23 protein-coding genes, 1 pseudogene and 1 other annotated feature are annotated in these 25100 nt (G+C 24.4%); of the genes and pseudogenes, 16 read left to right on the top strand and 8 right to left on the bottom strand.

All coding sequences use genetic code 4. From position 1 onward, the window contains the following. Positions 1-45: 45 nt before the first annotated feature. The 3 genes from SAPIS_RS03160 to SAPIS_RS03150 all read right to left on the bottom strand — a co-directional run bounded on the left by SAPIS_RS03160 (position 46) and on the right by SAPIS_RS03150 (position 1389). Positions 46-252, bottom strand: coding sequence for a hypothetical protein (locus SAPIS_RS03160; RefSeq protein WP_041612600.1), 207 nt, complete (start codon positions 250-252; stop codon positions 46-48). Positions 253-479: 227 nt separating this feature from the next. Then, positions 480-1058: a DDE-type integrase/transposase/recombinase gene (locus SAPIS_RS03155; protein WP_023789571.1), complete on the bottom strand. Its 579-nt coding sequence runs from the start codon at positions 1056-1058 to the stop codon at positions 480-482. Positions 1059-1080: 22 nt separating this feature from the next. Continuing rightward, positions 1081-1389: a hypothetical protein gene (locus SAPIS_RS03150; protein WP_023789569.1), complete on the bottom strand. Its 309-nt coding sequence runs from the start codon at positions 1387-1389 to the stop codon at positions 1081-1083. A gap of 1140 nt (positions 1390-2529) precedes the next feature. On the opposite strand from SAPIS_RS03150, the gene SAPIS_RS03140 reads away from it, so the two are divergent. Next, positions 2530-3228, top strand: a complete 699-nt coding sequence (locus SAPIS_RS03140; protein ID WP_023789565.1) for a hypothetical protein — start codon at positions 2530-2532, stop codon at positions 3226-3228. A gap of 613 nt (positions 3229-3841) precedes the next feature. Beyond that, entirely contained in the window at positions 3842-5446 is a 1605-nt protein-coding gene (locus tag SAPIS_RS03130) for an ATP-binding cassette domain-containing protein (protein ID WP_023789559.1), read from the top strand. 724 nt (positions 5447-6170) lie between these two features. Here the strand turns inward: SAPIS_RS03130 and SAPIS_RS05605 are convergent. From SAPIS_RS05605 to SAPIS_RS05355, 4 genes and pseudogenes are all read right to left on the bottom strand, one after another. Then, positions 6171-6278: pseudogene (locus SAPIS_RS05605) on the bottom strand (IS3 family transposase); the annotation flags it as partial. Between the two features lie 30 nt (positions 6279-6308). Then, positions 6309-6695: a DDE-type integrase/transposase/recombinase gene (locus tag SAPIS_RS03125; protein ID WP_023789557.1), complete on the bottom strand. Its 387-nt coding sequence runs from the start codon at positions 6693-6695 to the stop codon at positions 6309-6311. Beyond that, a complete protein-coding gene (locus tag SAPIS_RS05285) occupies positions 6686-7108 on the bottom strand; it encodes an IS3 family transposase (RefSeq protein ID WP_084203617.1) in 423 nt (140 codons plus the stop codon). Before SAPIS_RS05285 ends, SAPIS_RS03125 begins: the two co-directional genes overlap by 10 nt. Next, positions 7036-7389, bottom strand: a complete 354-nt coding sequence (locus SAPIS_RS05355) for a helix-turn-helix domain-containing protein (protein ID WP_023789555.1) — start codon at positions 7387-7389, stop codon at positions 7036-7038. Before SAPIS_RS05355 ends, SAPIS_RS05285 begins: the two co-directional genes overlap by 73 nt. 360 nt (positions 7390-7749) lie before the next feature. Here SAPIS_RS05355 and SAPIS_RS03110 point away from each other — a divergent pair, with 360 nt between their 5' ends. From SAPIS_RS03110 to SAPIS_RS03085, 7 genes are all read left to right on the top strand, one after another. After that, positions 7750-8652: a lipoprotein gene (locus SAPIS_RS03110; RefSeq protein WP_023789553.1), complete on the top strand. Its 903-nt coding sequence runs from the start codon at positions 7750-7752 to the stop codon at positions 8650-8652. A gap of 784 nt (positions 8653-9436) precedes the next feature. Then, entirely contained in the window at positions 9437-9586 is a 150-nt protein-coding gene (locus SAPIS_RS05425) for a hypothetical protein (protein WP_023789551.1), read from the top strand. A 413-nt stretch (positions 9587-9999) separates the two neighbouring features. Continuing rightward, positions 10000-10803, top strand: coding sequence for a hypothetical protein (locus SAPIS_RS03105; protein WP_023789549.1), 804 nt, complete (start codon positions 10000-10002; stop codon positions 10801-10803). A 441-nt stretch (positions 10804-11244) separates the two neighbouring features. Further along, positions 11245-11420: a binding site (T-box leader), on the top strand. A 41-nt stretch (positions 11421-11461) separates the two neighbouring features. After that, positions 11462-14113 carry a valine--tRNA ligase gene (locus tag SAPIS_RS03100; RefSeq protein ID WP_023789547.1) on the top strand — a complete coding sequence of 884 codons (2652 nt, stop codon included), beginning with the start codon at positions 11462-11464 and terminating at the stop codon, positions 14111-14113. Further along, complete coding sequence (locus SAPIS_RS03095) at positions 14106-14633, top strand: GNAT family N-acetyltransferase (protein WP_023789545.1); 528 nt, start codon at positions 14106-14108, stop codon at positions 14631-14633. Before SAPIS_RS03100 ends, SAPIS_RS03095 begins: the two co-directional genes overlap by 8 nt. Positions 14634-14769: 136 nt before the next feature. Then, entirely contained in the window at positions 14770-15297 is a 528-nt protein-coding gene (locus tag SAPIS_RS03090; RefSeq protein ID WP_041612597.1) for a hypothetical protein, read from the top strand. Positions 15298-15472: 175 nt separating this feature from the next. After that, positions 15473-17326: a ComEC/Rec2 family competence protein gene (locus SAPIS_RS03085; RefSeq protein WP_166484603.1), complete on the top strand. Its 1854-nt coding sequence runs from the start codon at positions 15473-15475 to the stop codon at positions 17324-17326. A 16-nt stretch (positions 17327-17342) separates the two neighbouring features. On the opposite strand, the gene rpsT is transcribed toward SAPIS_RS03085, so the two are convergent. Beyond that, positions 17343-17585: a 30S ribosomal protein S20 gene (gene rpsT, locus SAPIS_RS03080; protein ID WP_023789539.1), complete on the bottom strand. Its 243-nt coding sequence runs from the start codon at positions 17583-17585 to the stop codon at positions 17343-17345. 132 nt (positions 17586-17717) lie between these two features. On the opposite strand from rpsT, the gene holA reads away from it, so the two are divergent. From holA to coaE, 7 genes are all read left to right on the top strand, one after another. Beyond that, entirely contained in the window at positions 17718-18668 is a 951-nt protein-coding gene (holA, locus tag SAPIS_RS03075; RefSeq protein ID WP_023789537.1) for a DNA polymerase III subunit delta, read from the top strand. A gap of 25 nt (positions 18669-18693) precedes the next feature. Then, on the top strand, positions 18694-20064 hold the full coding sequence (locus SAPIS_RS03070) for a hypothetical protein (RefSeq protein WP_023789535.1): 1371 nt from the start codon (positions 18694-18696) through the stop codon (positions 20062-20064). A gap of 77 nt (positions 20065-20141) precedes the next feature. After that, on the top strand, positions 20142-20420 hold the full coding sequence (locus SAPIS_RS03065) for a hypothetical protein (protein ID WP_023789533.1): 279 nt from the start codon (positions 20142-20144) through the stop codon (positions 20418-20420). Positions 20421-20433: 13 nt separating this feature from the next. Next, positions 20434-21507, top strand: a complete 1074-nt coding sequence (locus SAPIS_RS03060; RefSeq protein ID WP_023789531.1) for a hypothetical protein — start codon at positions 20434-20436, stop codon at positions 21505-21507. 43 nt (positions 21508-21550) lie between these two features. Then, positions 21551-22855, top strand: a complete 1305-nt coding sequence (locus SAPIS_RS03055) for a phosphatase PAP2 family protein (protein ID WP_023789529.1) — start codon at positions 21551-21553, stop codon at positions 22853-22855. A 123-nt stretch (positions 22856-22978) separates the two neighbouring features. Beyond that, positions 22979-24481 carry a hypothetical protein gene (locus SAPIS_RS03050; protein ID WP_023789527.1) on the top strand — a complete coding sequence of 501 codons (1503 nt, stop codon included), beginning with the start codon at positions 22979-22981 and terminating at the stop codon, positions 24479-24481. 42 nt (positions 24482-24523) lie between these two features. Beyond that, positions 24524-25099, top strand: a complete 576-nt coding sequence (gene coaE, locus SAPIS_RS03045) for a dephospho-CoA kinase (protein ID WP_023789525.1) — start codon at positions 24524-24526, stop codon at positions 25097-25099. The last annotated feature ends 1 nt before the right edge of the window (position 25100 follow it).

Below are 25100 nucleotides of genomic sequence, written 5' to 3'. Positions count from 1 at the left end.
AAATAACCTGTCAATAATAAGCAATTATGTTCCAAAATACAAGAACTAGTAAATAGATCTTGTATTTTTTTTATTGAATAGATATCAGTTTGAATACCTTCACGGAGTATCAATTTTAGAAATCTTTATATTTTCACATTCTTCTTCAAACAAAGTATCTTTATTTTCATATAATCTGTTATCTTCAACTTCAAACAGGTTATAAATTTCATTCCCATAAGATGCAAACAATTTATCTTCACTAGTTTGCATAATCATTATCTTTATTTAGGTTTTAGATAAACTGGTGTAAAACCAACGCAAGCAAATCATTTTTGTTTTGAAAACTAATACTGTGACCACTATCTATAACTCGCTCTGTTCTATATGAAATACAATATTTTCATCTTTATCAAATGGTCTTTTAATGTTTGCTAAACTTTCTATTGGAATACAAAACATTGCGTTATATTGTTCAATTAACATTGGTAAATGTTCGTTTAATTTTTCAATGCTATTCAATCCCATAGTTCTAATCAGTGAGGTCATCTATTTTGTAATGTACCAAAAGTTCTTTCAACAAGAGCTTTTTCTTGAGGAATAGAAGTAGTTTTTTTTCTAACTCCTAATGAATGAAAAATAAATTGTAATTGAGTCTTAGAAACACTATTTCCCTCTAGATCTCTATTATTTTTACTACTAAAAACATTTCTATTATCACTAACATTTAACTCTGGCAAACCATAAGTTTTAAATGCTAATTTATAGATTTTGTAGTAACTTTCAGTAGTCTCTTGTTCACTAAAATAACCAACTAAAATTCTTTTGCCTGCTTTATCAATTACAAAATGTAAATGACATTTTATATCTTTGATTCATTGATGATTTGAAGCATCAGTTTCATAAATCTCTCCAAATTTTGTTATTTTTCTTTGACTTGGATGGGGTTTACTTGTTATAATTCATTTTGAAATATACTCTTCTAAATAATTTTTGTGCTTTGCTGCTTTTAAATTTCTAAGAATATCTTTTTTTGTTTTTCTATGTAAAGTTTCGATTAAAATTTTTTCTTGGAGCAATATTTTTCTAATTGAAGATTAACTAATTTTGTTTTTTTCAAACTAATTCTCAATAATGTTTAATGCTAAAGTCATAATATGTACTTTTAAATAGTTCAACAATTTCATCTTTTGTACTTTGTTGAATTTTATTAATTGGTGTCTTAAAAGAGTTTTTGTGAATAAAAGCTTTTGGCACAATTTTTTTATACTCATTTAATTTTCTTCTTGTATGTTTAATGCTATATCCAAGTTGAAATGCAATATTTTTAATTGAGTCTTTATTTAGAGATAGTTCTTTAATTAATCTTAGTTGTTCTTGTTTCATGGTGTTTAAAAAGTTTCTTTTCATAATTTTCTCTATTTATTTATTATAAATGAGTACATAATCGCTTCTTATTCATATAAGAAAAAGAAATTAAACTTATTTTTTAGTATTTTTTTAAAATGAATGTGATATTAAAAATCCAAATAAAAATTAATTAAAAAGGAGTTTGATTGATTTAGCTTATTTTTTAAATTTAGAACCAGTTTCTAATTTAAAAAAATCTCTATACCCCTTAAAATTTCTCACATCCGTATCATTAAAAAAGTGGACTTTAATAAATCATTCATCTAAAATAAATTTAGGTGATAATAATGAAATATATAATAAATAAAGATATTTAAATTTATAAAGGTAAAGGGAAAATAATTATAGATGATTTTGAATTTTTAAAGCAATAAAATTAAAATTTGACAAAAAAAATGATAGAAGTATTATTATTTTTAAAATCAAAAAAATCAATGTTAGATTTTATAAATGAGTTTAAAATAAAATCAGTTAACGAAGCAGAAAACATAATATATCATTTAATGGAATTAAACATTTTGAAAATATATAATAATAAGAAATGTATAAAAGATAAAACTATTTTAATAATAGGTTGTGGTGCAATGGGGAGTCTGTTGTATTTATCTATAAGTAAATTAAATTACATAAAAAAAATAATATTAATTGATGATATAAATGAAAAAAAAAAAAAAAAATGGTAAATTCAAAGTAGATATTCTTGAAGAATTATGTTCAAATGACTCTAAAATTATAAAAAAAAAACTAAAATTAATTCTGTAAATGAATTATGCAAAATTTTTAAAAATTATTCACCAGATATTTCTATACTTTGTGCTGATGAACCTGATTGAAAAACGAATGCAAATATTATTAAACAAGTATCTAAAATTTTTTCTAAACCTTATATTTTATCTAAGGGTTATATAGGAAACATTACTGCATTGCCTGAGTTTTATTATCCTAATGATAAATCTGAATGAAATATTGATTCCGGAAAAGAAGAATTATTAATAAAAATTGAAAACAAAATTGAATTTCATGAGTTGTTACCTTCTATATTTATAATTACTAAACAAATAGATTTTTTTTAGTAATAAAAAATCTATTTTTTATAAAGAAAAAGGTTTCATAGACAAAAAAACATTAATAATTAAAAAAATGAAAAAAACTTTTAAATTATTTTTTAAAACAGGAAAAATTCTTGAATGCTTTAGAGGTTTTAAACAATTAAAGACAAAAAAGTATGCAAGATATATACTGGATAAGGAATGATATAAAAATCATTTCATAAACATTCCAAATAAAAATTTATCTTCAGCTACTAACTCTATTATTTTTAGATATATGACCTCAATAATTTTGTTTTTTTGTCAGATAAAAGAAAAATATAAAGAAATAAACATTTATATTATTTTATACAATGACAGCAACATTGATAAATTTTCTAAAAAAATTTTGATAGTATTAAGAGAACTTTTAGGTATAAATTTTCAAGTAATAAAAAAAGATAAAATATATTCAAAAAGAAATGCCAATTGATATAACATTAAAGTTTCTTGTTGTAGAGGATTTTATAACGAATTTAAAGTTGATTGAAATAATGTATATTATATAATTCATATTATACATTCGTTAAAATTTTATAAAATTAAATATAAAATAAATCTTTGAGAGAAAGCATTTAAATTGGTTAAAAAATCATACGAAAAAAGGTTATCAATCTTAAATACTTTTAGTTATTTTGTTAGAAATGATTATTCAATTGCTTTAAAATATTTGAAAAAACTTATTCTTAATTCAAAAAGTAAGTTTGAAAAAATTAACTTAATTGCATTCTACAAATTAAAAAAAACATAACAAAGAAAATGCTTTAAAATATATAGAATCAAAATTTACAAAAAAAGAAATACTTAAACTTAATTACAAGAATGTTTATTGCAATTTGTTAGCTAAAAACTATTCTTCAATTAGTCAAGATTATTTTTTTGTAAAAAAAGTTTTACTAAAATGTTATAAGTATTCTAAAAATAATGTAGATCTTATATTTGAATTATTAAAATATGAAAAATTTAATAAAAAATGAAAAAAAGTTTTAATTAAAATGATTGATTATGGATATTATGACAATAGAGTTTTAGAATGGATGGAAATCGATACTTTTAGTGATTGGATAAAATTATCTTACAATATATTTAATCATTTAACTAATAGTGAATTAAATATTAATTGTAAATTTAGTAATATTAAAATATTAATGTTATCATAAAAGTTTTAAAAAGGAGCGGAAATAATGAGTGATATCTTAGAAATTTTAGAAGATGCAGAAATTATCCAAGAAGCTTTAGAGCAAATGGGTAATTGTTGAAACTTAAATCATTAGTTTTTTTCTGTACTATAACACTTTAAATGTTTTATAATAAAAAAAATAAAGTGTTTTTTATTTTTAAAATAAAAGATATAGGAGTATATTATGAAATATTTTAATAAATTGAATTGATTACAATACATGTCATACACATTTTCAACTTTATTAGGTAATGTGTGTTATTTGGCAATGTCATATTCTTTTTCATTCATTATTGATAAAGCAATTGAAAATAATTTTAATAGTTTTTTATATTGATCAGGACTTTCATGTTTCTTTATCATAATGCATTTATTACTTGAATATATTGGAGAATTAATTCTTAATTCAGCTTTAACTTCTTTAAATACACGCCTTAGAGAGATTGTTGCGAAAAATACATTTAGTGATGTCTATCAGCTTAATTTAGATTCAGGTGAATTTATAAATATGAATTCAAATAAAATTAGTCAGATAGAAAATAATTATTTTCAAAGCATTTTTGAAATTACAAAATGTTTACTAGCAATTATTGTGAGTTTTGTTTTAGTAATATATATTAGTTGAATTGCTTTAATGCCAATTTTGATTCTGTCTATAATTGTTACAATCATTCCCTTCTCAATGTCAAAAATTAGTCAAAAAGCAGTTAATAAAACTAATGAAGAAAATGATAAATTTTTACAATCTTCAAAAGATATATTCAATTCATATTGAACTTATTGAACTATGAATTTATCAAATAAGCTAATAAAAGATATAAAAAGCAACTCTTTAAAACTTGAGAAAAAAAATAAAAGAATGAAAAACATTATGTCTTTAAGTTCTTTTTTAAATCAACTAATTATTTTTTTGGGTCAAGTTATTTTAATAATAGTATTTAGTTATTTTTATCTAAAAGGATTCATTAATAGTATTGGGATTATTACAACTTTAACTACAATTAGTGCAACATATGTATTTTTTGGAAACAATAGTATTAGAGCATTTATGAAAATTTTATCTTTTAAAAAAGTACTAAAAAATGACTATAAATTAATAAATAAAACAATTGTTGATAATTCAAGAAAAAATAAAGAAATTGATTCAATCAATGATTTGCAAAAAATAAAATATGAAAATTTAAATTTTAAGTTTCAAAATGATAATAAATTTACAGTTAATAATTTTAATTTAGAAATAAATAAGGGTGATAAAATATTGATTCGTGGAAAAAGTGGAATTGGTAAAACAACCTTATTAAAATTATTATTTAATCCAATTGCAAAAAACTCAGGAGAAGTTTATATTAATGATAAAAAAATGGCAGAAAAAGAAATTAGAAACTTTGCATCATATGTGAATCAAGAGAGTATTTTGAATAAAGGTACACTTTATAGCAATTTAGTTATTGATGATAATTATGAAAATAGGCAAGAAGTTTTAAATTATTTTAACCTATTAAATATGAAAGATTTAATTTCAAAATTACCAAATGGTCTTGATTCTATGGTTGAAGATAATTTTTCTAATTTTTCTGGTGGTGAAAGACAAAGAATATCGATTATAAGATCATTATTGTCAAATAAAAGTTGATTTTATTTAGACGAAATAACTTCTTCGCTAGATGAAAAAACTGCTAGTATAATTTTTGATATTTTTCTTAATGATGAAAATAAAACGATAATAATGATTTCTCATAAAGTAAATAGTGATATTTTGAAAAAATTTAATAAAATTATAGATTTATAGATTGACTAAATTTGAATATGGGAGTCTAAGTAGACCATTTATCTATACTTGCTGTAATTTAGTCCATAATCATAAGTGGCTTATTTTGTTTCAATGCTCTTGCGATTGATATTCTATGTACTTTACTACCAGATAAATCTTTAAAATCATTTATTATAAATGTTTTTAAAATACTATTTTCTGAACATTTTGATTAGTTAACTTGACACAAAACTTCAATGATTTTTTGGTTACTATTTTTTTAAAAAAACAAGTTAATATATCTCTCAATGATGCATTATAAATTATACTTTCTTAAGGATTGTATTCAATTAAAGTTAGTAGATTCCTTTTATCTTATTTAATGTAGTCTAGATTATTATTTAATTTATATGCACTTGTTGTTTATAATTTTTTATCTTTATTAGTTATCTAAAGTAGTTTTACGAACTTCAACTACTCAATATATGATCTAACATTAATACGTATTTAAAGTATTTTAAAAAAATCAGTTGATAATATTTCTTACTTATTCTTTTTAAGAATACTAATTCAGATTTTATTAAAAAATTATTATCCTAAATTAGGTTAAGTTCTTTCAAAAAAAAGTTATGCTAAAAAAATATAAACTAACTAATTAAACTGGGAAAAATAAATTTTACTCTAGAAAGAGGTAAATATATTTTGTTAAGTATACAGAATGTTTTTTTATAAGAATACTTCAACAAAGTTTGAAGCATTTTTTTTATAATTTGGAATCTAAATAAGCATATGCTGGAGGTCTCATGTGTTTGATCATTATTCTTTCATAATTGTAAAACTCTATATAATTGTCAATTGCTATTTTCAACTTGCGAAACTCATTTTGCTTTAGTTTTGTTTTTTACTTTTCTTTTAATGATGAAAAAAAGGTTCCACATATTCCATTATCAATAGAATTACATGGTCTAGATAATGATATTATAATATTATTTTTTTTAGCATAACGCTTTGCAAATATAGGTGTATATTGGCTTCCGTTATCAGAATAGATAATAAGTTTTTTAGATAGATCTTGTCTATGAAACGAAACTTTCTCAAGTGTTTTTCTGTAAATATCTATATCCTTTTTTAAAGATACCTCATGAACTACTATGAATTCAGTGTTTTCGTCTTTAAAAACACTGAAATATACAAAATTTTTTATTGAAAGGTATATATGTAATATCTGTAACTCAAAGCTTATTTTTTGAATACAAAGATCAATTTCTATTAGCGTGATTAGGACCATAAGTTATTTTTTTTGACTTCTTTTGGTTTTCTATACAACTTTTTTATTCTTATAACTAAATATAAAATGAATAATTTCATTATTCTAGCAACTTTAGATTGACTTACTACTATGCCTTGATTATTTAAAATTATTTTTATTCTGGGTGCACCATAAATGCCATTGTTTATCATGAATATATTTTTTATTTTATATGCTAAGTCCATATCTATTTTTATTTCATAATCCGGTTTATTTTTACCACATCAGCGATAATAACTCGCTCTTGTGACATTAAATAATTTACATAAAGAAAGAACCGTGTATTTGTTATTATATTTATCTATAGTTTTGTAATACTTTATAATTTTTTTTCTGAATTCTCCATCAGTTCATTGAACTTTTTTAAAACCTCATTCTCCATTTCTAATCATTTCAATTTTTTATTAAGTTCTGCAATTTTCTTATCTTTTGGATCTTTTGACTTGATTCTAATTTTTCCGTTGTGCTTATTGTGTTTTCCAGTTTTCGAAATAAGCGACTCATCACCAAAAACTTCTCAATCTACACACATTCTTCTAACTGTTGAATATGAAATATTGCACATTTTTGATAGGTCTTTATAAGATAAATTTTGATCAAAATGCTTGATAATCAATTCTTTTTTAGTATCAAAATTTAGGATGTTTGATTTGTTTCCTTTTAAATTAGCCATATAAAAAATTCTCCTTGTATAATTTTCTGTTTTTTTAACATAATGTATATTTAGAGAATTATATCCATATTTTGAAAATGAGATGAATGATTTTAGTTCTTTGATTTCTAACGGCGAATATAGTATTTATTTTATAAAATTAAAAATAAGTATATATATTTTGATAGTTACGAAAACGCTTTAGAATAATATTGACTTAATATCCAATACATCAATTCAATATGTTAGCACTTATGTTTACTATTTTTATTATTTAGATAATTTTGAAAGACTAACTTGAAGTAATGAGAACAACTTGAAAAAGTTTTTCAGTGCGTTCATAATAAAATCAATGCATAAGAAAAAGAAATAGGTGTTAATATGAAAAAATTAATTAGTATTATAGGTTCTGCTTTTTTAGTGGCGCCACTAAGTATCACAGTTGTATCGTGTGGTTCAAAAAGCTTAAAAAGAGATTTAGATTCTGTAGTTACAAAAGATTTAGGCGAGATAAAAGGTGTAGAAGACATCCCAACACTAGAAACAATTGTTAAATCATATGAGAAAAAAACTGGAGATCATTTTTTATCTCAATATCATGTTAGGTTTGTAGGAACTCCAACAAAAACCCAAGCCACAATTGAACCTAATGAAAAAGGTGTTCAACTTACTGGTTCAGTTACATTTAACTATGATTACAAACTTATACAGCCAATAATTTGATCATCGCAATCAAAAGTAAACCTTGAAGTTAGGGAAAGTGATACAATTTTTGTTGATATAGATAACAGTTATGGTACAGCTAAACTTGAAACAACTGTAGAAGATGAAAGAGATAAAAAAATGATTGAAGTTACTTCTATTGAAAAGTTGGAAGTAAATAATGATATCGATAAATATAAATCAAGTTATAAAATTAATTACAAAGTTAATGATTATATAGCTAAGGATTTAGAAAAAGAACAAGAAAATATCAAAGTGATAATGTCACTTAAATATAAAGAAGTAACTAAGGATACTGAAATTGTTGTACATAGAATTAACTTAGAAAGTGATAAATTAAACCCCATTATAACTCGTAATTGAGACATAAATAATATGGCAACTGAAGAAGAAATAATTAATGCTTGAAACTTGAAAAATCCTAAATATCAATTATCAGTAAAAAAGGATGTTGAAGTTATAAGAAAAAAAGAGCAGGGTAGATTTGTATACCGTTTAAAAGCAAGAATTAATGCAACAACATGGTATCGTGGGTCTGTGAACCTTTTATGAGGAGGATAAATTATTGATTTACAATAATTATTGTAATAAGTGGACAAATCTTAAGAAAATTATAATAATTTATTATCTTTATAAAGATTACTTAATAAATGGTTACTAAATTTAAAATAATTTATGATTCAAAAACTTAAATTTTATGAAATATTTTCTTATATAAAAGTGTGAGAAGTAGATGTATGTCTTAAATGATGATTTGGTGAAAAAGATATGTTTGAAACAACATTTAGCTAAAAAGAGATTTGCATCTCTTTTTTTTATTGTCTTTTGACAAGAATAATTTATAAGAATCCAATGTATTTTACTTTCTGCTTTTTTTAGTAGCGCCATTAAGTATCACAGTTGTATCATGCATTCAACAAGTAGAAAAAAAAGTCTAAATTCCGGAGATACAAAAGATTAAGGCGAGATAAAAGGTGTAGAAAACACCCTAACATTGGAAACAATTGTTAAATCATATCAGAAAAGATTTGTAGATCATTTTTTATTTCGGTACGATGTTAGGTTTGTAAGAATCTAACAAAAACCCAAGCCACATTTGAACCTAATGAAAATGGTATTCAACTCACTAGTTAAGTTACATTTAACTATGATAACAAACATATACAGCCAATAATTTGGTCATCTTTTTTAGGTCAAAACTTTGAGGTTGGTAAAAGTGATACAATTTTTGTGTATATAAATAACAATTATGGGACAACTAAACTTTAAGCAACTTTAGAGAATGAAATAGATAAAAGAATTGATTGAAGTTACTTCTATTGAAAAGTTGGAGTTAAATAATGATATGAATAAATATAAATCAAGATATAAAGTTAATTACAATGTTAAAAATTATTTAACTAAGGATGTTTATAAAGAACAAGATATTTTTATGAATATAATTGGGTGAGGGAAATATAAGGAGGTAATAAATAGATCGAGTAAATATTTATAACTGATGTAAAAGCAGTTTTTATTTTGATTATAAAAAGGAAATAAGGTGATTTAAAGCGCAAATACGCAAATAATGAATAAGCATAACTTAATTAAATGTGCTGTGATCTGCTAAAAATTAAAAAAGTCATGACTAACTTAAAGTAAATAAATCAAATATCGCTAAAAAAATAAAAATGTATGCAATTTTAATTTATTGTATTGCATAAATGAGAAATTAAAAAAAAGGAGCGATTATATTTACCCCTAACTAAGTAAAGTTTCTTTAAATGATTAAAATTTAAATAAAAATTAAATATAATAAAGATATTAGGAGTTGCCTCAATATCTTTCAACTAAATATGTTTAAAGCCAGTAAAAAATCGAAAAAAGAAGTACTAAATAAACAAAAATTAAAATTGAGGCTTGAAAATTATGAATACAAACAAGGAAGTTAAAAAATTTAAAAAAGATTATGAAAAAAACTTATTAAAAGCTATTTTTTTTGAATCTTTTACTGAATTTAATAGTTTTGGAAAGTATACTTCTCAAAACGTGCCGTTAGTAAAACATGGTTATGAAGAATATATTTATCCTGATATTTCTAATTTAAAGCAAAATGATAAAAGAAGAAAGAATCTAGAATTTAAAAATGAAGAGACAAAAGTATATTTGAATATAAAAATAAATCTTGAGAAATTAGAAAAAGATGATTGATATAAAAAAGAAAGCTTTGATATGTCACTCTTTGTACAAAAGTATGTAGAATTCGATTTTGATCGTAATTTTGCAAGATTTTTAGATAAATTTAAAAGATCTTATCATTTATTTGTTGAAGGTTACATAAAAACTACCTATATTAAGATAAAATATATCAGATGTGATGCAGCTAATAGTATTTATTACAATAACGAGAACAACATGAAAATTTATGAAAATTATAATTCGGATGAACATAGTGATTTTTTGAATAATGCAAAAGCTTTAAATGATGTATTTAATAATTTTCATTTTAGAAATTTTAGATGTAGTTTAAGCAATTCCTCGAGTAGGGAAAGATTTTTTCAAGAGTTATTTTTTAAAGGTGATCAAAAAATAGGATTGATATATTATGAATTGACGCCTACTTTAACTTGCAAAGGATTAGAGTTAAGTAAAAATTGATTTATCAAAAACTGAATGTTCATTTTAAATCTAGTCTTCTCAATAATTTTGACTCTACTAGGTTATTTTTTATAATTTTTTCAAATAAAAAACGCATCTAAATTTATCATAACTTCTTAGATGATTTTGTAAGAGTGTTATACACTTGTTAAATTCAGATATTTATAAGTGAAATAATAGTTACTTATTTCCTCATTTGTTTGAATCAATTAAAACAAGGTTAATAAAATGCTTTATTTTAAAATAAGTACAATAAAAAAAACAAAGACTAAAAGAAAAAAAATATCTAAGTATTTACTGAGATTATAGTAATGAAGTAATTTATATGCATATATAATTATAGTATTTAATAAACTTATATGAAAACAATTATAAGATGCTTTGGGTTAAAAAACCTATATAAATACTATAAGAATCTCAAGATATATAAAAACTTAAAGAAGAGAAAAGTAACGAAAGTTTAGACTTCAAGCATGTAGGTTGAGTATATAAATGATTAAAACCCAAAAAAAGTGTATAATATTTCTAGACATAAGGAGTAGGTATCTTTATTCTTTCAGAGAGTTAGTGGTTGGTGCGAACTAATATTATAAAATACCGAAGGTTGTATGGTTAATTAAATTAAATATTTTAGAGTGGACTCTACTAATGAGTCAATCAGGATGGTACCGCGGATTTAATTCGTTCCTTTTATATAAGAAGGAACGATTTTTTTATTTAAAAAGGAGAAAGTATGAAAAAAGAGTTAGAAAAAAAATATAATCACTTAGCAGTGGAAGAAAATAAATATGATTTTTGAATGGAAAAAAATCTCTTTGTAGCAGAAAATGATTCAAATAAACCACCATATTCAATTGTTATTCCTCCCCCAAATGTAACTGGTAAGCTTCATTTAGGTCACGCGTGAGATGGTGCCCTACAAGATGCACTAATTAGATACAAAAAACTATTTGGCTATGATACCTTGTGAATTCCTGGAATGGACCATGCGGGAATTGCAACTCAAGTTAAAGTTGAACAGAAATTAAAGGAACAAGGAATTTCTAGATATGAAATAGGTAGAGCGAAATTTTTAGAAAAAGCTTGAGAATGAAAAGAAGAGTATGCCAATACTATTAGGGAACAATGGAAAAAACTTGGTTTAAGTTTAGATTATACAAAAGAGAAGTTTACATATTCTCCAGAAATGAATAAAATTGTTAATTTTGTTTTTGTAGAGATGTATAAAAAAGGATTGATATACAAATCTAAAAGAATAATCAATTGAGATCCTAAACAAAAAACCGCTATTTCTAATATCGAGGTTATTTACAAAGAAACAAATGGTGGGATGTATCACTTCAAATATATTTTAGAATCTAATAGTGATAAATATTTAGAAATAGCTACTACAAGACCAGAAACAATGTTTGGTGATGTTTGTGTTGTTGTGAATCCCAACGATAGTCGTTATACAGACTTTATCGGTAAAAATGTTATAAATCCAGCTAATAAGGAAGTTATCCCTGTTATAGCAGACGAATATGTCGATATAGCATTTGGAACTGGGGTTATGAAGTGTACACCCGCACATGATATTAACGATTTTGAACTTGGTTTAAAATATAATTTGGAAATGCCAATTTGTATGAATACAGATGGTACTTTAAATGAGCTAGCTAATGATTTAGAAGGATTAGAACGTTTTGAAGCAAGAGAAAATTTGGTTAAAAAATTAAAAAATGAAGGAACATTCATAAAAAAAGAAGATATTGTCCATCAAGTAGGTTATTCTGAAAGAAGTGGTGCTATTGTTGAACAATATCTATCAGAACAATGATTTGTTAAAATGGAATCTCTAGCAACAGAAGTTATTAATTTACAAGATTCTGAAAAAGAGATAAACTTTTATCCTTCAAGATTTAATGAGGTTCTTTTAAAATGAATGGAAAACGCTAATGATTGAACTATCAGTCGTCAGTTATGATGAGGGCATCAAATACCTGCTTGATATCATAAAGAAACAGGTGAATTATATGTTGATACCAATCCACCAACTGATATTGAAAATTGAGTACAAGATGAAGATGTTTTAGATACATGATTTTCTTCTGCTCTATGACCTTTTTCAACAATGGATTGATCATCAACCAAAGATTCAAATTTAATGAAAAGATATTTTCCAGTTTCAACAATGGTTACAGGTTATGATATTATCTTCTTTTGAGTAGCTAGAATGATTTTCCAAAGTCTTGAATTCACAGGTTATAAACCGTTCGAAAACGTTCTAATACACGGACTTATTAGGGATGAAGAAGGCAGAAAAATGTCAAAATCACTTGGTAATGGCGTGGACCCTATGAAAGTTATTGAAGATTATGGTGCTGATGCATTAAGATTTTTTCTTTTAACTAACTCAACCCCAGGTCAGGATTTACGTTATAGTGAAGAAAAAATAAGATCAAGTTGAAACTTTGTAAATAAAATTTGAAACGCTTCAAGGTTTGTCATGATGTATATTGATGTTATTCCTGATGAAACAAACTTTATTTTAAGTACGTCAAACTTTTCTTTTGAAGATAACAAACTAGAAAAATGAATATTAAATCGCTTGTCTGTTACTAAAAAAGAAGTTAAATCTGCTATGGACAAGTTTGAGTTCACAATTGCTGGTAAAGCTTTATATAATTTTATTTGAAACGATTACTGCAGCTGATTTTTAGAGTTAGCAAAAGCTAAAATTGGTGAAAATAATAAAGCTGCATTAAAAACTAAAGAAACTCTTGGATATGTACTTAAACATATACTTATAATGTTGCATCCATTCATGCCTTTTGTGACAGAAGAAATTTATCAGAATTTTGATTTAAAAGAATCTATAATGTTAGAAAGCTGAAGTGAAGTTAATTTTGCATTTGAGAATGACTTATTTGAAGAAGTTATTTTAGAATCAATAACAAAAATACGTGAATTTAGAGCAATACATAACATAAAAAATACTATTTCATTATCTTTTTACCTTAATTATTCAACCTCTCAGGAGTCAGAAAAAATAAAAAGTCTTGTAAATATTTTGAATAAATATTTAGGTTTATTATGTAATTCAAATGTTTCATTAGAAAAAGCTCCTTCAAATGATATTACTTCTATACCTTTATATGATTGTTTTTTAGAAATATTAAATAGTGATTTCATCGATAAAGAAAAACAGTTACAAGAATTGATTTCTAAGAAAATAGAATTAGAAAACGAACTTACACGAAGCAAAAACTTATTAAATAATGAAAACTTTTTAAAAAAAGCTAATGCTTCTAAGGTAGAAAACGAAAGAAAAAAATATGATCAGTATGAAAATCAATACAATATAATTTTAGAAAAGCTTTCGGATATCAATAAAAATGATTAAATGAAAACCAATTAAGTTCATTGGTGGTGAAAGAATTAATTTAATTCGGTGTGAAGAAAAATATAAACATGATATATTTGAATATTGTAGTGACGAAAAGATAAATTATTTTCTTTCATTTGAAGTACATAAATCAATTACTGATACAGAAAAAAATATTCAAGAATATTATTTAAATGAACCAGAAGGAAAGTTTTTAATTCAATTAAAAAAGAATAACAAGGTTATAGGAGCGATAAATATAAGAAGTTATGAGAAAGATTATGGAATAGGTTATGTTGTTAATAAAAATTTTCAAAACCTCGGATATTGTACAGAGGCTGTAAAAACTTTAACTGACTTCGCATTTGAAAAATTTAAATATAAAAAAATATATGCTTTACACGATATTGAAAATGTACCATCGGAAAGAGTCATGGAGAAAGCAGGATTCATAAAGACTGGAATGTATTATGATACTATCAACAAATACAATAAACCCTCAAAAGATTGTGTGCATCTTAAAAAACTACAATCTTAATATTTTATAAAGATAATAAAAAATCCTTAAATAAGCGATGATTGAATTCTGTCAAAGATCTATCTCGCCTAAAGGATTTTTTTTTTTTTTTAAAAAAAAAAAAAAAAAACGTACGAATATATTTGTGGAGGGTACTTTGAAAAAGATTCATTACTTTTTTATTATTTTAATTTTGTTGTTAATTGCATTTTGTATTTTCTTATTTACTCGTAACAACAGTACGGCAACTATAAATAAAATTGACAATAAGATTACTCTGAAAGTTAAATATAACATACAACTAAAGGATAAAAATCTTATGCCTGATTATATTGAAAATTTAAAAGATGCAAAAGATGAGTATGATTTATTAAAGAAAAATAAACTACTACATTTGTATAATATTTTTTACGTAGAAAATAACAAAGATTACAAAAGTAAAAAAATAATTAACTTATTGCCAAAAGAACATATACAAACTATAAAAGTATCAAGATTTAAAACTACCGTAGGCTTTTTTGAAACTAGGGGAATATCAACCAATGTTAGTAATAAAACCGTAAAAATATTTACAGATTATTCATTAAGTTTCGAAATGTGTTTAACAAAACTTAAAAAAATCTATGTTGGGAGTGATTATAATAGGCAGTTTTTTAAAGAAGCTTTATGGCGTTTGGTTAACTAATGTTAACTACATCATATTGACAGCTATTAATATTGTATTAGTTTGTTTAACAAAGAAACTTAATTCTGATTATTTTACTTGATCAATTTACTCAATTCTATTTTTAACATACCTGATTGATATCAAAAATAGCTATAAATTCCTAATAGTGTGGGTTATATTTTTGTGTCTATTTTTGATTTTCTATAAATACAATCTGTTTGTAATCAATAGTATAAATTTTTACCAAGTCTATGATGTCAAAGATAACTATTTCCTCTTATCAAAGGGACTAGATAAATATTATTTAAGAGTAGGGGAGATAAAATTAGCGGTAGGGGAGTATGTAAAGATAATAGGGGAGTTTAAAAAACTCAATGGTTATGCTAACTTTTGAGAGTTTGACTTTGGTTCTTATTTAAATGACAAAAATGTTATCTATGAAATAATGAATTATACAATTGAAAAGTATAGCTTCCATAATTTACGTTATTATTTCTTTAAAAACACTCAAGGTACTGAATTGATGAACCTATTTTTCTATCAACAAAGAACAAATGACCCTATCTATAAAAATCTTGTTGAGTTAGGTTTAAGTTTTATGTTAAATCTGAGTGGTTTTTATTTATACGGTATAGCTTTGATTTTTGATAAAGTAATTTTTAGAAAATGCAAAAAACTTCAAAAGTATAAAGTAATTTTTACTTTTTTACTTTTGATTTATTGTTATTTATTAAGGTGACCAAGCATTTTACTGAAATTTATTATATTTTCATTCATAAATTGGTTTGCCAAAATAAGGGGTATCACTCTGAAACGGACAATAAAAAACTCCTTGGTATGGAGTATAATGCTAATTTGAGACCCTTTATATGTATATAATATTGGTTTTATATACTCATCGGTAGTTATTGTGTTTTTAAAAAAGTTTCAAAATAGAAGAATGTTTTCTAATATAGTATTGAATTTTATAAATTTAAATTTAGTGTTTATTCCTATTCAAATGTACTTAGATTATAAAGTTTTTTGAATAAGTGAAATACAACAAATGTTTTTGCTTCCAAATATTTCTATTTGCTATTTTTTATCTTTTTTTGGGTTTCTTCAGTTTCTTGATCCTATATTTACTTTTTTTTATTCCACTTTAAATGAGACAGTCGCTTTCTTGAAAACTAATAATGTCATTACTCACTGTGGACATTTCAGTGTTTTTTTGATATTTGCTTATTATTTGTGTTTGTTTGTTTTCGTGAAAAGTGAATTAGCTCGTAGAATAACAAAAAATTTAATAAAAGGGACGTTACTATTAATCATATTTTTTATGATTCAATGAAATCAATTTAAATTAAACTATTCATCAGTTGATATGTTAAATGTTGGTAATGGAAACAGTTTTGTATTGATACATCGTGGTGAAGCTTTTTTATTTGATACAGGTAAAGGTAAGGGTGGTTATGGTAAAAACCTTTTAAAAGATTATTTGAACTATCTAGGGGTTCGTACTGTCAATACTGTTTTTATTTCACATAATCATGAGGACCATTATAATTTATTGGAAACTATCAAGGATGAATATAATATTGAAAATATTTTTTACAACTATGACAAGGTGCAATATTTTAGTTATAAGGATTTAAAAATAGACAACTTTGTCGAAAATGGAAATAAAGATGAGAACGATAATTCACAAATTTCAGTCGTCAAAATTGAAAATAGAAAAAAGGTGTTTACGGGTGACACTACTAAGAAAAGAGAATATAGAGTTATAACGGAAAAAAGATTTATAGAATCTATTGGAAATGGAGTGGATTTATTGCAAGTAGGTCATCATGGAAGTAAGACAAGTAGTTCAAAAGAATTTATAAGCTTATTAAAACCAAAGTATTGTTTTATTTCTGGTGAAAATATTCCTAGTAGACCTTTCCCTAATATAGAAACTATCAATACTTTGAATGAAGCTCACTGCAAAACTAGTGTTACATATTCTAGGCATAGCTTTAGATATGAAATTGATGACAATATTGTTAGAGAAATAAAAAAAGAGTTATAAAACTCTCATAGAATAATTATTTCATCAATCTTGATTTTTCTCTAGCTGCTTTGTTTGCTTTTCAAATTCCTTTAGTTACTGATTTATCAATCAAACTCACTGCAGTATTGATTAAAGTTGTTTGTTCTTCAAGTCCATCTTTTTTTGCAAGTGCTGCTTTTTTGATAGCAGTTTTGACTTGACTTCTAAAAGCTTTATTAGCCAAACGAGATTTTTCGTTAGTTAAAATACGTTTCTTTTGTGATTTAATATTTGCCATCTAATTCACCCCTTTATAGTAAAATTTCACATATACAAAATGATTATAGAGTATTTTGGACAGCAAAACAAATAAAAATACAATATTTTACAAAAAATAGTGTTTAATTATATTGAAAGAAGAGTGTTAAGTATGTTTTTTATCTATTCTAGTGACAATTATTTAATAAAAAAACAAGTAGAAAAAATAACTAAAAAACTAACGTCTGATCAAGAATATGAAATATATACATATTCTTTGATAGATCACTCAATAAGAAATATCGATGAACAAGCCAAAACATATTCTTTATTTAATACCAAAAAACTAATAATTATTAATGATTGCTGATTTATGAATGAATCAAAAGTTAAATTAAATAGTGACTTTGATTTAAAATATATTGAGAATTTTCTAGAATTAAAATCAAATAATGTAACCTTTATATATACCTTAAACAGTGAAAAAATCTCAAAAAGGCTAAAAATAGTTAAACTTTTTGAAAGTAAAGTGAAAATTATCAAACTTGATCAACCAACATTTGAAACAAAAAAAGAATTAGTTATAAAAAAACTGACCACTTTAAATAAGGAGTTTGAAGAAGATGCAATTTTAGCATTTTTAGAGTTAATACCGATAGACATGTCTATTTTTTCAAATGAGTTGAACAAATTATTGAGCATAGAAAAAAAGATAACTAAGGAAGTTATTAACTCATTTTTCAACAAATATATGCAATATGACACTTTTGAAATAGCCAATGCATTTTTGACTAATGATATTGAAAAATTTTTAAAAAGCTGAAAAGATTACTCAGAAAGTAATAAAGATATATTCGGGTTTTTGATGCTTTTAGCAAATAGTTTTATAATACTAAGAAACGCAATAATATTAAAAGAAGAAGGGCAAAGCAACTCACAAATAGCTTCATATTTGTCTCAAAATCCCTACAGAATACAAAAATTAATGGAGCAAAATAAGTGAGATATCACACAAATTAATGATAAAATCAAATTGTTATATATATTAGATAAAAGTATCAAAGAAGGTATTATCGATAATAAGATTATTCCTTCTGTAATGTTGTTAAAAATGTTTGTTTAATATAATTTGAAAGGTAAAGATTGTCTTGGAAGCACAAAAAATATATGATAGCACTGTAATTTCTTTATTTAATATCGTAAAGAATGAAAAATTAAGAACAAAAATTGTTTTGGATGATAATTTTAAAGAACAAGTAATTCAAATGGTTAACAATCTACTTTTTTTAGAAGTAGAAGAAAAGACTTTGTATAAGGATATAAAATGAAGTCCTATTTTTGGAAAGTCAATTGTAAACATTTTAAAACAAAAAATCAAATTCGAAAAACCAGATAATAAAAAACTTGAAGACATATATGCCGATTATTCTTATACACTTACTTTTTGTTTAAATAATTACAGTGTATCTAGAGATGAATTGAATAATAGTTTGATTGATATCAGTGAGAAAGAAATCCAATTAAATAGTAGAGTATCAGAAGAAATGAAAAATCTTTATAATGAAGATACAAAAGAAAACCCAACTGTTGAAGTGGTGGACAAATCTGATGAACAACCTAATCAATCAAATAGTAATACCAACCAAAATTTCAACAACAACTATAACTATCAGGGTGAATCTATACCGATCCCACCAATGCAAGATCCAAGATTTTACCCATATTTGACTAAACCTAAGTATATTAGGTGAGTGAAATTGGTATTTGGTGTTATGTTCGGCTTGACAGGGTTGTTCTATCTTGTTCTTAATCTATTATTTTTATTTCAAAAACAAAATGTAGGAGCATCTGTTGATGAAATTAAAGATTTATTTGAAAATTGAAAATTCCTTGGTGGAAAAACAGGGATTATCGATAGTGGTTCTTTACTAGGAATTAAATCAGGTCAAGCCAATTACGTTATGATTATTTTAATAATGTTACTGCTTTCATGAATTGTTTATACAATAGTTGCACCACCGAAGAGATACAGAGAACAATTTGTTTTTCCAATTTATAACCTTATTGTTCCAGTAATATTCCTTGTCGCTATCGTTATAACACCTGGTATTGGCGGGTTTTCATATATTTTTGGTATGAATGATTTAGAAAAAAACATTTCAAATCTCCTTTCTACTCAAAAAGATATTCAAATAAATGATGGAGATATAAAAAGATTAGTAGATTTCTTAGTAGGTAAATTTAATCTACCTTTAATAAAAGCGGTTATTTGACTATTATTTGTATTTTTAATAGCATCATTCGCATCATTAATAGTGTTGATTTCAATTAATCCAAGATTAGATAGACAAAAAGTTATCAGAGCTACACAAGAATACCAAAAACTAATTAATGAAGCTCTTCAAGGTCGCAAATATCAAATGGATCCAACTTTATACGAAAATCAAGAAGAGGTTGACAATTTCTACAGAAAAATTAAAGAGAAAAGAGAAGGTCGTAACAAACCTAAAAATGATTAGACAAAAAAATCAAACTATATAATTTAGTTTGATTTTTCATTATAATAATATTATAAAGTAATTAGAAGGTGTGTATTATGGGTTATTATTATCGTCGTCAGTTTAATTTTTCAACCCACAGCATTCACAGAATTCGTCAAAGACTTTTACTGCCTAATGAAGAAGAGTTTTTATTAAAAGAAAAGGTACTTGACTTGATTGAAAGCTCAACTGAACACTTTGAAACTACAAAATACATTTATATTAAAGTTAATAAAAAAGACATTTTTTTAGTTATAGATATAGGTACGAAGACCATAATTACAGCAACACCGATTTCTCCAACTAAACAATTATGATTGATTGAGAATGAGTAAAGAGGATAAAAACATGTTCGAAAAGTATAATGAAATTTCAGAAAAAAAAAGGATCAAAAAAAACTTAATATTACCAAGTAGTTTTTTAGATAAATGAATAAGTACCAAAGAAGACGGTACAAAATGTTTTAAATATATAGATTTTCAATCAGATGAAATAATTGAAGTTGATGTATACAATGAACCTCTTATAAATGTTTTGTTTTCTTGAGACACGAGTTTTAACATTGATAGAATAAATAAAAGATATAATCAAATCTCAAAAATTGCAAAGTCTATAATCGAAAGAAGAGTAGATAAAGAACATGGTTATATTTCTTTGACAGGTAAAGAAGTTCTTTTTATAAAATATTTCTATTTTTTAGTTAGTTTACTAAATGGCGACTACAAATATTTTTTTGTGTCTAGGGATAAAAGATATAGACTTTTCGATGCTGTAAATAAAGAAACACCATCAGAAGTTAGAAGAACAATCTTATCAATAATAAGTTATGTTATATTTGAAATGTACGATTACATATTTACTTCTAGAACTTTTGAAAGTTTATATGATTATGTAGAAAACTCAGGAATAAATTTTAGTGAACAAGAATATAAAAAACAAATAATAATTCCTAATGATGTTGATCTTGAACAAAATTATAAGTTTGTCGATTATTATTTTCACAATATTGTAAATAATACTTTTTTAAAAATGTATAAAATCTCAATGTTGGAAAAATCTTCATTCCTACTTACTAACAAGACAATTGCACATTTTATGGATGAAAGAACAAAATTAAATGTTTTGAGTGTTTTTGTTGTTGATCCTAGATTTGCATTTGGTTTAGTTAATATGGGACCTGGTAGAGGTGAGTACCGACCTATGTTTAAATATTTAACTAGTCAAAATAAAATGGATAGAGAAAATATTTCTGCTTGTGTAAAACCTGAACATATAATTGAAGAAGAGGGTATCTATTTAGGAGAAACTCAAAAATTCTCGTTTAAACCATTCGAACTTGTAGAGAATCAAATTCGTTTAATTAATGATTGTCTTACTTATCGAGATCTAAAACTTGACTTTGAACAATTCTTAAAATATTAAAATTACTAGTTAAAAATTTTTTGCAATATTTGTGGAGGACCTTATGATTATCAAAGATAAAAAAATGTTTAGGTTTATTTTTATTCCCGGAGCAATTGTGTTTATTTTAAGTCTCTCTGCTTTTATTTATGCAAGCCCTTGAGAAAATGATTTAGAGTTAGCTAAAATATTTGAAAAAGCATTGAGTTATGAAGTTTGAAAGTATTGGTCACAGTATTATTTGATGGCTGGTAATATGGATTTATCTGTCTTATTTTTATTATTAGGGTCGATATTATTACAAACGCATTTTCAATATATGAGAATAAAAAAACCAGCATCTTGATACTCTAATCAACATTGATTAACAAAAAGTATAATCATTTTTGCTGGGACTGCTTGATTAAGTGCATGAGCATATGAACTTTGTACTTTGTTTTTTGTGGACAATGGAATTGGTTTAGGTAATGATATAGAAATATTTGATAGTATAAAATATAAAATTGTTGGTAAGTTAGTTGCTTCTTCTTACGAACTACCATTTTTATTTTTTATTATGTTTTATATGATCGTAAGGTTCCCAAAGCGTAAAGATATTTTTGAACAAGAGTATTGAATTGACGCCATCAAAGGTTTGATGTTTGTTTTTTTAAATTATTTTATTATTGTTTTTTTAAAAGTTTTATTTGGTAGACCTTATTACTACAATATCTTCTTTGGTGATTTTTATTCTAAATTTAGCGAAGATTGAAAACAAAGTTATTTGAATTCAGGCTTAAGGTTCGGCAGTTTTGATGAATTAACTAATGGTTATACGAGTAATATAAACGGGGAATGACCATGATGAAAAGTTAATGCATTCTTTTTACGAGACAATAACTCTTTTGCGGGTCGAAGTTTTTTTGATTATGCTTTTCCTTCTGGTCATGTTGTATCAGCATTTACTAACGGAACATTCATTTATTTACTTGTTGGAAAAAATAAAAAACGTAAGTTATCAAATTATAAAATAATATTGATGTATATCATAACTTTACACGCAATTTCAATGAATTTTGCAACGGTTGTTATGAGAGGGCATTATATTACAGATACTTCATTCTCTATTTGTTTGTGTTTGGTATCAATACCCATCATTAATAGATTGGTTGACAAAAATGTCTGAAAATTTGTAAACAAATCAAGAATGAAAAGACAACTTGAAAACGAAGGTTTATTTATAAATAAAGGGCAAAATATAATGTTTTATGTAATCAATAATAATAGAAATAATTATATAAGCACTTTTAAAGCATCTAATGAGCATAAAAAAGAGATTTTAATTAAAAAATATTCAATAACTGAATCTAAAATTAAAAAGAATAATTAATATTAGTTATATAATTAATAATTTTTTATAAACACACTTAAATTAATTATTTATTACTCATTTGCTTATATAAAATAACTTGTTATTATATAATAACTTTAAGATAGTTTTGGAGGAAATGTTTTGAAAAAAATAAAGATTTTAAAAAATAATAGAAAATCTAAATTTATGTTAATTTCACTAGCTATTTTTGCTTTTTTATACCTCTTATTCGGAACTCTAATGTTTTTCTCACCAGCAGTTATTGGTGAAACAGGAATTGATGAATCATTCGAAAAAATATACTCATTATTCTATGACAGAGACTACAAGAGAATGCCTAGTATATTAAGTTTTATTTTTTACAAAGATGGTTATTTTATTTTTGTACCAAATAAATTTACATTATTTTATCTACCGTGGATTATAGGTGGCTCAATTTTATTTTTGATTCTAACCAGAATTATTATTCATAATGTAGGTTATAATAACAAAACTAAAAAAGGAGTTGCAAGAATAGTTAAACCTATTAGGGGTTATCAACTAACAATGATAATTTGTTGAATAGGTATAGTAGTGTTGGTATTAGGAAGTTTAATCACCTTGAATGCTTCTGCACCATTCTCGATAGGACTTTTATGAGAATATAGTTTTAAAGGCACTCCTATGGTTAATTCAGAAATTGTAAAATCCTTGTCAGATATATTAACAGAATCAGCAGATAAACTTTATAAAGCATTCTATTGACCTAGTTTGGTTTGGTTTTATGATGGTTTAATTTATACAGCAGGTGATAATGAATTATTAAAATGAGGGTGAATTCTAACACCAACATTGTTAATTTTGCCTATATTATTTATATCTTTTATTGGTGTTATTATAGGAGAATGTGCTTGATGAAATATCAATATAGCTGTTTTAAAAGATATTGATGCATACGTTGGGACACAATTAACTCCTGAGTATGAATATGTTAAAAAGCCAAATCTGAAATCAATAATATTGGAAGCTAAAGAGAACAAAAGTCAAACAAGTGAGTTGAGTAACGAGAAAGAAGAATTGAAGCGAAAATGTTTAAATTATTATAGAACATTATTGAAAATGCTTGAAATATCTAAAAATACTAATAGCAGTCTTTATACAAAAAATAAGAATAAATATGATTTTATTGTTAAAACTAAAGACTCACAAAACTGAAACTTTATTTTTGAGGAGATCAAAGAGAATTTTCAAGATTTAACACATACTGATCAAAGATTTGTAAAAATGATTGAAAATTTAACCAAAAGAAAAGATTTAAATATTTTTGGAAGGTATCTTGATGATTTAACAGAACTAATTAATGATTATTGAGTTGCAATTGAAACATGAAATATTTTAGTTGCTGAAAGTGTTGTAGAACAAATATTTGCAATCGCATTCAGAAAAGAAGCATTACTTGCAAAGGTTGGATACTGCATCAAAGAAAGATTGACAACTCACTTCAGACATATTCAAAAAGAAGCTAATTATCTTAGAAGACTTGATGAAGCAAAGCAAGCTGAAGATTATGAAGATTATCGAGATACTTGTCTAGAAGTTCTTCAATTAATGTCTCCTATCAAAACAAAGCTATCTAATTATGCCAATAAAATAATATATAATTAATCTAATCTAATGTAAATTAGATTTTTTTGTGGAGGGTTTATTTTGAAACTGGTAGGAGTAAGTGGTTTTATTGGTAGTGGTAAAACAACTTTATTAAAATATGTTAAAACTATGAAAAATGTTTTAATCATCGAAGCTGATGAAATAGCAAGAGAATTTTTATATCACAAAGATGTTGTGAGATTCATTGAAAATAATGTCTCAGAAGCAATAAAGGATAATATAATTGATAAAAGTATATTGAGAAATATTGTATTTAATAACACATTTTTAAATAACCAGTTTACATCTCTCATGTGACCGCTTATTTCAAATAAAATAAAAACAATAGTTTCGAATAATATGGATAAAGATATGATAGTTGTTGAAGCTGCTATGATCAATGGTATTGATATGAAATTTGATAAGAAAATACTATTAAAGAAAAAATGAACTAAACGTTTTTCTGATACTTTGAAGCGAGATAAAAGGGGAATGAATGAGTTTAAAAAAATAACTAAGTATCAAAAAGAACAATTAAAAAATTGTGAGTTCGATTATGTTATTAAAAATAATTATAATATTTCACAATTTCATAAACAAATAAAAAAAATTATAGACGAAATCTTAATGAGTTAGT

Source organism: Spiroplasma apis B31, from assembly GCF_000500935.1.
Classification (GTDB): domain Bacteria; phylum Bacillota_I; class Bacilli_A; order Mycoplasmatales; family Mycoplasmataceae; genus Spiroplasma_A; species Spiroplasma_A apis.
This window is presented reverse-complemented; position numbering and strand designations above follow the sequence as displayed.